The sequence below is a fragment of the Humiphilus diazotrophicus genome (assembly GCF_059726315.1).
Genome location: NZ_AP040870.1, coordinates 5,172,890 through 5,185,738 on the forward strand (window position 1 = coordinate 5,172,890; position 12,849 = coordinate 5,185,738).

Sequence of the window (12,849 nt, forward strand, 5' to 3'; positions counted from 1 at the left end):
TTCTGTGGCGTCATGGTGTAATTGGTTAACACGTCGCCCTCTCAAGGCGAAGAGTACGGGTTCGATCCCCGTTGACGCTACCAATATTCGGGAGACCGAATATACTCTACTTTCATTTCACAACCCATTCATCTACACTTAAAACCACATTCTTTGCCTGGGTTGTAAGCACGCGGTAGCCAGCTGAGTCCGGAATCGAAATTTAGGACAAGATCTGCGCGAAAAAGTTCTCGCATCAGGGCGGCATTGTCCTCTATATTTTAGACTCTCTGCTTCTGCGCTGACTGGCGTGGACTGACTCCTGACATGGTTCGTTCGAAACAGTAATCAGCCGGTGCTATCGGCTCAGCGCATGTGTCTAACGTGCATACACTCTGAGAAATGAAAGGAAGACATGCCTAATCCGCACCCCTTTTCCCATTTCCCTCCCGCGGCGGGGCTCTATCATCCCCGAAATGAACATGATGCTTGCGGAATGGGTCTGGTAGCCAGTGTTCGTGGTGAAAAGAGCCATGAGATCATCCTCAAAGGCCTGGAGGTTTTGATTAACCTCACTCATCGCGGCGCCAGTGGCTGTGACCCAGAGACGGGCGATGGGGCTGGCATTCTGATCCAGATTCCACACCGTTTCTTTCAGAAAGAAACTGCGAACCTGGGCTTTCAACTTCCCGAGCCCGGCAAGTATGCCGTCGGTATGGTCTTCCTGCCCGTAGAGAAACACGAGCGCTTGCTCTGCGAGGGTATTTTCGAGCGTATCACCCGTGAAGAAGGTCTGGAAGTTCTCGGCTGGCGTGACACCCCAGTCGATGGAGATGCCGTCGGCCGTGTGGCCCGTGCCTCCCAGCCGTATATTGAACAGCTATTCCTTGCCTGTCCGGCTGGTCTGAGCGAAGACGCCTTTGAGCGCAAGCTTTACATTGTTCGCCGCCGTACCGAGAACGAGATTGCCAATAACGAGGACATCGAGGATCGTGCTCTGTTCTACGTTCCTAGCCTCTCTTCCCGCACCATCATCTACAAGGGCCTGATGCTTGCTCCGCAGATCGCCAATTTCTATACCGAATTGGCTGATCCGGAAGTTGTCAGCGCTCTGTGCGTTGTTCACCAGCGCTTTTCTACGAATACGTTTCCCAGCTGGCCGCTGGCTCATCCCTACCGTTACATTGCGCACAATGGCGAGATCAACACCCTGCGCGGTAACGTGAGCTGGATGTGGGCTCGCCAGTCTCTGCTGCAGTCGCCACAGTTCGGCGACGATATTAAAAAGCTCTTCCCTGTGGTCACTCCGGGCGGCAGCGACTCCGCTTCACTGGACAACGCGGTTGAGCTGCTTTATCAATCCGGACGCTCCCTGCCTCACGTGATGGCGATGCTTATCCCTGAAGCCTGGGGCGGCAATCCGCACATGTCCGATGAGAAGAAGGCCTTTTACGAGTATCACGCTTCCTTGATGGAGCCGTGGGATGGTCCCGCAGCAATTGCCTTTACGGATGGACGGGTGGTTGGCGCCACGCTGGATCGCAATGGACTGCGTCCCGGCCGCTACATCCTGACCAAGGACGATATCGTGGTTCTGGCCTCTGAAGCCGGCGTTCTCGATGTTCCACCTGAGAACATCAAGAAAAAGGGCCGCTTGCAGCCGGGCAAGATGTTCCTGGTGGATACGGTCGCTCAGCGCATTATCTCCGACAAGGAGATCAAGAAGGAGCTCTCCTCCCGCCAGCCTTATCGCGACTGGTTGAAGGAGAATCAGATCAGCATCGACGAGTTGCCTGAGCCGCCGCGTGTTCATGTAGCACATCCTGATACACTCTTGCGTCGTCAGCGTGCCTTTGGTTATTCCGAAGAAGATTTGAAGTTGATCCTGCAGCCGATGGCAGCCAATGCTATGGAGCCGATCGGTTCCATGGGAACGGACACGCCGCTTGCTTGTTTGTCTGACAAGCCGCAGCAATTGTTCAACTACTTCCGGCAGCTATTTGCTCAGGTTACGAATCCGCCGATTGATCCTATCCGCGAAGAGATGGTGATGTCGCTGACCAGCTATATCGGTTCCGAGCGCAACATCCTCGACGAGGCTCCGATCAATTGCCACACGATCAAGCTTCCGCATCCGATTCTTACCAATCGCGATCTTGAGAAGCTGCGTCGCATCTCCTCTGGCGATCTACTGGCGACTACGTTGCCTGCATTGTTCCGTGCACAGGAAGGGGAAGCTGGACTTCGTCGCGCACTTGACGAACTCTGTCAACGTGCATCGCTGGCTGTCCGCTCCGGCTACACACTGCTGATTCTTTCCGATCGGGGAGTTGATTCGCAGTATGCTCCAATCCCCAGCCTCTTGGCCTTGGCCGCGGTTCATAATCTGTTGGTTCGTGAAGAGACCCGTACTTCGGTTGCTCTGATTATCGAGTCCGGTGAACCCCGCGAAGTAATGCACTTTGCGTTGTTGATCGGTTATGGTGCCAGCGCCGTTAATCCTTGCCTGGCGATTGAAACCATCGAGGATCTGGCCCGCCGCGGGTATCTGCCTGAGGGCATCACGGCGGAGAAGGCCACATATAACTTCGTCAAGGCCATTAATAAGGGCCTGCTGAAGACCTTCTCGAAGATGGGTATCTCCACTTTGCAGAGCTACCGTGGAGCCCAGGTATTCGAGGCCGTTGGCCTGAATCAACAACTGATTGACAGCTACTTTGCTGGAACGGCCTCTCGTATCGAGGGCGTCGGTATTGAGGTTCTTGCTCGCGAAGCACAATTGAAGCACGAATATGCCTTCCGTCCGCTGACCGATTCGGAAACGGATTTGGCCGTCGGTGGTGCCTATCAATACCGCAAGGATGGCGAGTATCACCTGGTCAATCCGGATACGATCAGTAAGCTGCAACACTCTGTCCGGCAGAACAATGCTAAGACCTTCCAGGAGTACACGGACCTGATCGATAACCAGAACCGCAATATGGCTACATTGCGCGGTCTGCTGCAGATTAAGCCTTCGTCGCATCCTGTACCTATTGAAGATGTCGAGCCCGCCAAAGAGATCGTCAAGCGCTTTACGACCGGAGCTATGTCCTACGGCTCTATCAGCAAGGAAGCGCACGAAACCTTGGCCATCGCCATGAACCGGATCGGTGGTAAGTCGAATACCGGTGAAGGTGGTGAGGACGAAGCCCGCTTTACTCCCGATGAGAACGGAGATTCTCGCCGTAGCGCGATCAAACAAATTGCTTCAGGGCGCTTTGGCGTTACGACAAACTATCTGATCAATGCCGATGAGCTTCAGATCAAGATGGCGCAGGGTGCCAAGCCGGGTGAGGGTGGACAGCTGCCCGGACATAAGGTGGATGAGGTTATCGCGAAGACGCGGCATTCGATTCCCGGCGTAGGTTTGATTTCGCCTCCACCGCATCACGACATCTACTCGATTGAAGATCTTGCACAACTGATCTTCGATCTCAAGAATGTAAATCCTCGGGCTCGCATTTCCGTGAAGCTTGTTTCCGAGGTCGGTGTTGGAACTGTAGCTGCCGGTGTAGCAAAAGCACATGCCGATGTGGTTTTAATCAGCGGAGATTCCGGTGGCACCGGTGCTTCGCCGCTCAGCTCCATCAAGCATGCAGGTTTGCCTTGGGAGTTGGGACTGGCAGAGACACAGCAGGTCCTGCTGCTCAACGATCTTCGCAGTCGTATTCGCGTACAGACTGATGGCAAGTTGCAGACCGGGCGTGACGTAACTATCGCGGCGTTGTTAGGCGCAGAAGAATTTGGTTTTGCTACCATGCCGCTCATCACCATGGGTTGCATCATGTTGAGGAAGTGCCACCTGAACACCTGTTCGGTTGGTATCGCCACGCAAGATCCGGAATTGCGCAAGCGCTTTGCCGGACAGCCCGAGCATGTCATCAACTTCTTCTTCTTCATTGCCGAGCAGGTACGTCAGTACATGGCGCAGATGGGCTTCCGCAAGTTCGACGAAATGGTTGGGCGCGTGGATATGCTCGATACTCGTCTGGCAACGGATCACTGGAAGGCAAAGGGCATCGATCTATCGTCGATTCTCTACAATCCGGAATTGCCTAGCCGTGTTGCCCGCCGCTGTGTGCAGGCTCAAGACCACGGCCTGGATCAGGCTCTGGATCGCGAGTTGATCGAGGCTGCAAAGCCAGCTCTGGAACATCAGAAACCGGTAGAGGCCAACTTCCAGATTCGTAACGTGCACCGTACCGTTGGTGCGATGCTTGGTGGTGCCATTGCGAGGCAGTATGGCTCGGTTGGGCTGCCTGACAATACAATTCGCCTCAACTTCAAGGGTTCTGCAGGACAGAGCTTTGGCGCATTCCTTCCAAAGGGAGTAACCCTTTCGCTGGAAGGTGAAGCCAACGACTATGTCGGTAAGGGGCTCTCCGGTGGGCGCGTTATCGTGTATCCTCCGCGGAATTCAACCTTCCAGCCGGAAGAGAGCATCCTAGTCGGAAACGTAGTTCTCTATGGTGCCACCAGCGGTGAGGCTTTCTTCAACGGAATAGCGGGCGAGCGTTTTGCAGTCCGTAACTCCGGTGCAACGGCTGTGGTGGAAGGTGTTGGCGACCATGGTTGCGAGTACATGACCAATGGCTTGGTCATTGTTCTCGGCTCCTGTGGCCGGAACTTTGCTGCAGGCATGAGCGGCGGTGTTGCTTATATATTCGATGATCGCGGCGACTTTACGCAGAAGCGTTGCAACCTGTCTTCTGTCGATCTGGAGCCGCTGGTAAAGGACGAGGACATCCATAAGGTTCACTCCTTGCTGGTTCGGCATCGGGATTTGACTGGAAGTCCGCGGGCAGCGTGGCTGTTAGAGAATTGGGAAGAGATCGTGCCACGCTTTATCAAGGTCTTCCCGCATGAGTACAAGCGTGTTCTGGGTGTAGAACGCACAGCAGACGCATATATCCCGGCAGCCGCCGTCCGGTCTTGGGTGCCGATTGAGCAGGTGCAGCATGGGTAAGGTTACAGGGTTCAAGGAAATTAACCGTGAGCAGCCAGGCCGTCGGCGTCCAGAAGAACGGATCAAGGACTGGAAGGAGATCTATCAGCCGTTTCCTGAAGAGAAGCAGAAGGAACAGGCCGCACGATGTATGGATTGCGGTATCCCTTTCTGTCACACCGGTTGTCCGGTAAACAACATCATTCCCGACTGGAATGACATGGTATATCGCGGTCGCTGGCAGGAGGCTGTTCGCCGCCTGCACGCGACAAACAACTTCCCGGAGTTTACGGGAAGAATCTGTCCTGCTCCCTGTGAGGCTGCCTGTACTCTAGGGATTAACCGGGACCCAGTCTCGATCAAACTGACTGAGAAGAACATCATCGAGCGTGCCTTTGCCGAGGGATGGATTCAGCCCGAACCTCCGGAGTTTTCGAGTGGCAAACGCGTTGCGGTTGTCGGTTCAGGCCCATCCGGGCTGGCCGCTGCCCAGCAACTTTGCAGGGCAGGACATTCTGTAACAGTCTTTGAGAAGAATGATCGTATTGGCGGATTGCTCCGCTACGGCATTCCCAATTTCAAGCTGGAAAAACAGGTCCTCGATCGTCGGTTGGAACTGATGCAGGCCGAGGGCGTTAAGTTTATTACCGGCGCCCATATCGGCTTCAATATTCCAATCGAAAAATTGCGCAAAGAGTTCCATGCCGTTCTACTTGCAGGCGGCTCAGAGCAGCCTCGCGATCTGACGGTTCCCGGACGTGAGCTACGTGGTATCCATTTTGCGATGGACTTCCTGCGCCAGCAGAACCGTCGTAATGAAGGTGATACGGTCGCCCGCGATTCTGAGATTTCCGCAGCAGGAAAGAGGGTCATCATTCTGGGTGGCGGCGATACCGGTGCCGATTGCCTCGGTACCAGTCATCGCCAGGGTGCAATCTCGGTTGAGCAGTTCGAGATTATGCCTGAGCCTCCAGCTCAACGCGCTCCGCAGACGCCTTGGCCCATGTGGCCGATGCAGCTTCGTGTGGAAAGCTCGCACGAAGAAGGCGGCATTCGCAATTGGGGTGTGGCTACGACGAAGTTCACCGGTGACGAGAACGGACATGTCCGTCAGATCCACGGTGTTCATGTCGGTCCTCCGCCAAAGTTCGAGACGATTCCCGGCGGCGAGTTTATTAAGGATGTCGATCTGGTTCTTCTGGCCATGGGTTTCACAGGCCCGGTTCGGAATGGCATGATCGAACAACTTAGCCTGGTGCTCGATGCTCGCGGCAATGTTGCTACAGACGAGAACTGCATGACCTCAGCTGAGGGTGTTTTCGCCGCTGGCGATATGCGTCGTGGTCAATCGCTGGTAGTTTGGGCAATTTCCGAAGGACGCCGGGCAGCGGACTGTATCAATCGCTATCTGACTGTTTCCGAAGAACATCGCCCTGCCCGTCTGGCTGCTTTGGCTGAGAAGTAAACGCAGCTAAGCTCGGGCTTGCGATAAACCGGATAATTAAGAACCTGTTGGGCGATAGTGTCCAACTAAAGAATCCCGGGTGCCGATCAACGGACCCGGGATCTTGTTTTGTTTGGCTTTCCAGGTTTCAGACCCCTTTCCCTGAAAATCTTCACAGGTCGTATGCGGCGTATCTTACCTGCTTCGTCATACAATCACCTCTGTCAGTAGGAATTTTCCCTGGAGATCATTTAAATGGATGCACACGAAGCTCACGAGCTGCAAGAGCATAACGAGCATGCCGGAGCGGACAAGTCCATGCGGCCTGTTGCCTTCGCCATGAGTATCTTGGCCGTTCTGGTGGCAATTACCACGGTTCTAGGTCATCGTTCCCACACAGAAGCAGTTCTGGAACAATCCCGTGCCAGCGACCAATGGAATCTATATCAGGCGAAGAAGATTCGTCAGAGCGATACTTCCATCGCTGTCGATGTACTAAAAGTTGTTCCCAGTGGGGATAGCGCGGCGGCACAAAAGTTGATTGCCGGTTATCAGCAGCACATCGATAAGTGGAACGACGATCTCGATGAGGAGCAGAAGACCGCAAGAGAATTCGAAGCCGAAGTTAAACTTCAGGAGCGGCGAGCCAATCGATTCGATCTTGGCGAAGCTCTCTTAGAAATCGGTCTGGTAGTTACCTCCATTACCTTATTGACGCGAAGAAAGGCCTATGCTTTCTTCGGAGGAGCCTTTGGTATCGCTGGTGTAGTAATGGCGGTGCTTGGAATTCTGTTACGTGGTTAATTGTCTCTAGAAGTGAATCCTAAGGAAAGAAGACAGGTATCATGAGTACGCCCACAGAGCAAAGCTTTAAGAACCATGTCCGTATCGATCCCTCCTTTCACTATGCAATACTGGGTATTCTCTTCACTAACCTCATCGTTTGGATTGTTTATGCCATTTGGCGCCATAGCTTGCTGGGTGGATGGCAGGCTGTTCTTGGCATAGGATTGTTGCTCATGGCTGTTAAGTCGAGGGTTTATTCTCTGAAGGTGCAGGATCGCGTGATTCGACTTGAGGAGCGCCTACGCTTGGCAACCATCCTTCCTGAGCCTCTGCGTTTGCGGATTTCGGAACTGACCGAAGTTCAGCTAGTAGCGCTTCGCTTTGCTCCCGATGCGGAGCTTCCGTTACTCGTGGAGACAGTACTAAAAGAGAAATCGACGCCTAAGCAGATCAAGGAACTAATTCAGAACTGGCGGCCCGATTATTGGCGGGTATAAGAAAGGAATCGTCATTGAGCTTAGTCTTGAATGGGAAGGCTCTCGCGCAGAAGCTTGAGGGTGAGTTGAAATTGAGAGTGGACTCTTTGCTGAAGAAGTCCGGGGAACCGCCGATTCTGGCAACGATTCTGGTAGGTTCCGATCCAGCATCGGCAACCTATGTTCGTATGAAGGGCAATGCCTGCCGTCGTGTTGGGATGGAGTCTATGAGCATTACCCTTCCGGATAACACTACGACGGAGGAACTCCTCTCTGTAATTGACGATCTGAATGCCAATCCGCAAGTCTACGGAATCCTGCTACAGCATCCAACTCCGCACCAAATCAAGGAACGGGAGTGCTTTGATAGGATTGCTCTGGAAAAGGATGTAGATGGGGTGACCAGCCTCGGCTTTGGCCGTATGGCAATGGGAGAATTCGCCTATGGTTCGGCTACTCCAGCCGGCATCATGCGACTTCTGCAGCATTATCAGATTCCGCTTCAAGGGAAAGAGGCTGTCATCGTAGGCCGCAGCCCGATCCTGGGGAAGCCCATGGCTCAGATGCTGCTAAATGCAAATGCTACAGTTACGATTTGTCATTCAAGGACAGAGAATCTTCCTGAAGTTGTCAAGCGTGCCCATATTGTTATTGGCGCTGTGGGAAAACCTGAATTTATCAAGGGCGCATGGATCAGGGATGGAGCCGTTGTTGTTGACGCTGGAGCACATCCGAATAAGGTGGGAGACATTGAGCTTTCAGCTGTGATTGATAAATGCTCTGCGTATACTCCCGTTCCCGGTGGCGTGGGACCGATGACCATTGCAACTTTGATAGCCCAGACAGTGGATGCCGCGGAAAGAAGGCTGCATCGTTCCTAATATTATCTTGTTTAGGGGAGGATTCATCTTTCTAAGCAGTGAGCTCGGCGGGTATTAGAACATTCCTCTCAGAGGTATATATTCACCAGGGTGAGAAATGTACTTTTCTTTGACCGAAGGCTGCCAAAGCTTTTGTGCTTCCGTTCACATCTGCGTGAGAAATTACTCTCCAGCAGCTCCAATATGTTGTTAAAGCTGCATAATCCCACGGCGCACTGCAATGGCTACAGCTTCAGTGCGGTCTTTCGCCTGAAGCTTTTCCATGATATGTCGCAAGTGTGCCTTAACAGTTTGTTCCGAAATGAAAAGCTGGTTGGCGATTTCCTTATTGCCGCTTCCTTTGGAAACCAATTCGAGAATCTCAATTTCGCGTGTTGTGAGATTTTCGTCCGTCAGGTGCTGTGCTAGTTCAGAGGCCACTTGTGGTGGGATATATTTCTTTCCGGCATGAACCGTGCGTATTACGTCGAGCAACTCATCGGGAACCATACTCTTAAGCAAGTACGCTCTAGCTCCATTTGCGAGGGAATTCCTGATTTCGATATCGCCCTGAAAAGTGGAAAGCATGATGACGCGTGCTTCTGGGAACTCATTTCGAATGATAGTTAAGGCTTCTATTCCACTCATCCCTGGCAAGCGCACATCCATGAGAGTGACATCGGGTCGACATTCCCGATAGCTGTTGATTCCTTCTTCACCATTTGAAGCTTGCGCGATGATTCTCATATCTGGCTGGCTGTTTATGACAGTTGCTATTCCTTCACGTAGGAAGGGGTGATCGTCTACGCTCAATATGCGGATATAGCTATTTTCACTCATACATCAGCATCCCTTTTATCGCGTGCCTCGTGCTGCTTTCGGAAAAACTTTATCATCTTCAATAGAGAGGGAAGTCTATCAGTACGGAACGAGGATTTGTCTGTATCGGTCATGATATTTTGACTGTATGCTACCTTCCCGGGAATACACAGCTCGATGGTAGTTCCCTTTCCAGGGCGAGAATGAACCTTTAGCTGTCCTCCGATATGTCTTGCCCGTTCGATCATTCCTGTAATGCCCCAATGGTCAATCTTTACTGCCGGTCCGGTGATTCCGCATCCATCATCGGTGACCTTGAGGTTCATCTTCTTTTTAGAGTAGGCAATTTCGATTTGTATTTGCGAAGCTTTTGCATGTTGAATTGTGTTTAGAACTGCCTCCCTAACGATCTGAAAGGTCTCCTCCTGTACTCTGGAGTTAATCGGCAGCGATGGACCCGATGTCACAATCTGGAGGTGGGTATTCGAGGGGATTTCGAGGCCCCGGAGAATGAGGGAGAGCGATTCGTCGAGAGTTCCATAACTTGGCGAGGAGGAGCGAAGATCTCTTAATGTCTTGCGCCCTTCTTCGATGACGGTGTGCAACCGATCTACAACACGGTTGAGGATTGGAGTGGCAGGAGAATCGAAAGGTAGATGCTTGACGGCTGTATAGATTTGCATTGAAACGCCTAGAATACCCTGCAGCAACGTATCGTGGAGATCGCGGGCGATGCGGGTTCGTTCTTCTACTCTGCCTTGAATGCGATAGTGAACTTGGGCTGCCACTTGTGCTGTGCGAAAGCGCAAGATGATCCAAAATAGGAAACCAAGTAGCACTGCACACGAGGAGAGAAACCAGGTTGTTTGATAAAAGAAGGCTTTGACTTCAACTGAGAGAGTGGCTTCCTTGGGGTTCCATACGCCATATTCATTGGCAACCATGACGCGAAAGCGGTACCATCCCGCTGGGATGCCGGTATAAGAGATCTGGCGCCTGTTACCATCCTCCACCCAGTTCCGGTCCCAACCTTCCAGTTTGTAACGAAAATGGATACGATCCTGCGTGTTAAAGTCCGGTGCCGAATAGCCGAACTCGATACGATGATGACCCGGTGGCACCGTTAGAATACTGGTCGGGTCAACTGGAGCATCGTCTAGATTTGCTGATCTGATGTAGATCGATGGGGGCGTGTCGACATACAAATGTCTGGGTGAAATTGAGGCAATTTCTTTGGCCGTCATGAGCCATATATGGCCATCTCGAGCGCGAAAGATGGAATTTTGTCGAACTTCAGAGCTTCGCAAACCATCGCTTTTGCCGAACAAGGCGGGAAGAAAATAATGGCTTTTCTCTTCTGCATCTCTTGCAAACAGGAAGTTCTTATCCAGCCGAATAACACCTTGCAGTGTACCAAGCCAGAGATTTCCATCCTCATCTTCTGTTAAGCCCTCGATATCATTTGTTGGGAGTCCATCGCGTTGAGTGAAGATCCGAACCTGATTGTTTTTGTAATGAACAAGTCCCGATTCCGATCCCGCCCAGATACTTCCATCGCTTCCTTCTATAACAGAAGTAACTACTTCGCAGGAGACGACCTTGTTTAGTTTTCCGTTGTGGAGCCGCGTGAGTCCTGTAGTCGTGCCGATCCACAAATCACCGTGTCGATCTTGGCGAATAACCTTTACATGATTGTCCGGCAATCCATCCCGGTTAGTGTATGACCTTAGCTTCTTCCCATTTTGATAGACAAGGATTCCTTCATCCGTGCTTCCCGCCCAGAGAATTCCACTTCGATCATGGAAGAGGAATTCGACTCCATATAAAGGGATATGCCCTAGGCTGAAGGAGGTTTTCCCCCGCGTAATAAAGATCTCCCCATCTCTGGACATTGATGGGAGTCCTTCCTTTGCGGGGACTGCACTTTGATAAATCGTAGTAATGAGCGTACGGTTTGATCCAGGCGAGAGTACCTTGATGTTGTTGTCTGCAATTTTGATTATCTTCTGGTCGATTCCAAACCAGATAGAGTGGTCTGTATCTCCAAATGCATTCATGCTCCAGGATGTTGCAGGTATACCTTCTGTTTTGCCAAACGAGGTGAAGATACCATTTCTCAGCTGATTCAGACCGCTAACTGCTCCTATCCAAAGATCTCCGTTACGACCTTCCATAACTGTGTACAGTTCATCACTTGTCAATCCCTGCGCAGATGTAAGTCTGCTGACGTCACTTCCATTTATACGAAAAAGTCCAGAACCTGTTGCACCAGTCCACAGATTGCCGTCACGGTCGATTTGTAGAAAGGTAGCAATCGTCAGATTTCGAATTGGCTTGGGGACAAAGCGCCGTCCATTCCAGTGGCTCAGTCCATTTGAACCCGCGGTCCAAAGCGTTCCATCCCTGTCCAGGCATACAGCGTAGATGGTTTCCGCCGGTAAACCATCTGTCGTAGAGTAACGCCGAACGGCAGTATTCTTTCGAAAGGCGTAGAGACCGTGAAAAGTTGCGATCCAGAGAGTGTGATTGCCGTCTTCTACGAGAGAAGTGGTCTCACCAAAATGTCCGGAAATTGGAAGCTCAAAATGCTGGAATTGATGGCTGTCGAAATGAAGCAACTTCCCGTAGGCGGTGATAATCCAAATCCCTCCTTCGGGGTCGGCACTGATTCTGGATATCGAATTTTCGGGAAGCCCGTCGTGGACAGTAAAAGTGTGAAACCGATTTCCATAATAGCGAGTTAGCCCACCAGGAGTTGCAATCCACAAGACACCGCTGCTGTCTTCCGCAAGACTGGTGACTCGATCGTTAGGAATCGATCCTGTTTCCGACTCTTTGAAAACGTCAAAATGTCGTCCATCAAATCGGCTGAGTCCGCTATTTGTCCCTATCCACAAATAACCGTCGCGTGTCTGAAGCAGGGCCGTTATCCAATCAAGAGGTAGCCCCTGATCCGTTGTCCAGGTGTTAATAGCATATTGGGTAATCCTTTTGTGTGGATCCAACCCATGAAGATTAATGTCGGTAGCGAGTATCGCGATCACCAGGCAGAAAAGTAGGATGAAGCGACCCGAGCGGCGCAGAAGCACGCTGAGCAGCCGAAAGATTCCAGTTGTCCTCATCTTATTCGGGCGCTTCGAAACTTGTAGCAAAAACGACATGAAAAGGTTCTCGGTCGATGCGTAATCGGGTGCTTCCGGTATCCCTTGTAATTTCATCGGGCCTCTGTCTGGAAGACAGATTGTTCGCCGCAGTTCTACCACGGAGATCGTACGCCGAAGTATAGACAAACTAAGGGCATTATGCTCTTGAATTGGACCGACACCGGGTGCCCCGATAACGATACTCCTGCTCAAAATGAATGGTCTCGGGGGAGAACACCTGTTTTATATCACAAGGACTACTCTCCTATAGCCCAAAAGAACGATGCCACCCATGGCCCAAAAAGCCTATAAAAAAAGCCGTCTTTCTAGACATGCGAGTCCTGAGTGCCGGCCT

The 12,849-nt window shown here is 51.8% G+C and carries 7 protein-coding genes and 1 tRNA gene; 6 read left to right on the forward strand and 2 right to left on the reverse strand.

Annotated features, from left to right (window positions below; genetic code table 11):
- The first annotated feature begins 6 nt into the window (after positions 1-6).
- The 6 genes from AC6I7T_RS21465 to folD all read left to right on the forward strand — a co-directional run bounded on the left by AC6I7T_RS21465 (position 7) and on the right by folD (position 8,553).
- A tRNA-Glu gene (locus AC6I7T_RS21465) sits at positions 7-83 on the forward strand.
- Positions 84-394: 311 nt separating this feature from the next.
- Positions 395-4,987 (forward strand): glutamate synthase large subunit, encoded by a 4,593-nt coding sequence (gltB, locus tag AC6I7T_RS21470; RefSeq protein WP_497789685.1) that lies wholly within the window; start codon positions 395-397, stop codon positions 4,985-4,987.
- On the forward strand, positions 4,980-6,431 hold the full coding sequence (locus AC6I7T_RS21475) for a glutamate synthase subunit beta (protein ID WP_497789687.1): 1,452 nt from the start codon (positions 4,980-4,982) through the stop codon (positions 6,429-6,431). The genes gltB and AC6I7T_RS21475 overlap by 8 nt, the downstream gene beginning before the upstream one ends.
- A 234-nt stretch (positions 6,432-6,665) precedes the next feature.
- Complete coding sequence (locus AC6I7T_RS21480; protein ID WP_497789689.1) at positions 6,666-7,214, forward strand: DUF4337 domain-containing protein; 549 nt, start codon at positions 6,666-6,668, stop codon at positions 7,212-7,214.
- Between the two features lie 41 nt (positions 7,215-7,255).
- Positions 7,256-7,693, forward strand: coding sequence for a DUF6526 family protein (locus AC6I7T_RS21485; RefSeq protein ID WP_497789690.1), 438 nt, complete (start codon positions 7,256-7,258; stop codon positions 7,691-7,693).
- A gap of 14 nt (positions 7,694-7,707) precedes the next feature.
- Positions 7,708-8,553: a bifunctional methylenetetrahydrofolate dehydrogenase/methenyltetrahydrofolate cyclohydrolase FolD gene (gene folD, locus AC6I7T_RS21490; RefSeq protein WP_497789691.1), complete on the forward strand. Its 846-nt coding sequence runs from the start codon at positions 7,708-7,710 to the stop codon at positions 8,551-8,553.
- 189 nt (positions 8,554-8,742) lie between these two features.
- On the opposite strand, the gene AC6I7T_RS21495 is transcribed toward folD, so the two are convergent.
- Positions 8,743-9,372 carry a response regulator gene (locus tag AC6I7T_RS21495; protein ID WP_497789693.1) on the reverse strand — a complete coding sequence of 210 codons (630 nt, stop codon included), beginning with the start codon at positions 9,370-9,372 and terminating at the stop codon, positions 8,743-8,745.
- Positions 9,369-12,569: a sensor histidine kinase gene (locus AC6I7T_RS21500; RefSeq protein ID WP_497789694.1), complete on the reverse strand. Its 3,201-nt coding sequence runs from the start codon at positions 12,567-12,569 to the stop codon at positions 9,369-9,371. Before AC6I7T_RS21500 ends, AC6I7T_RS21495 begins: the two co-directional genes overlap by 4 nt.
- Positions 12,570-12,849: the final 280 nt, after the last annotated feature.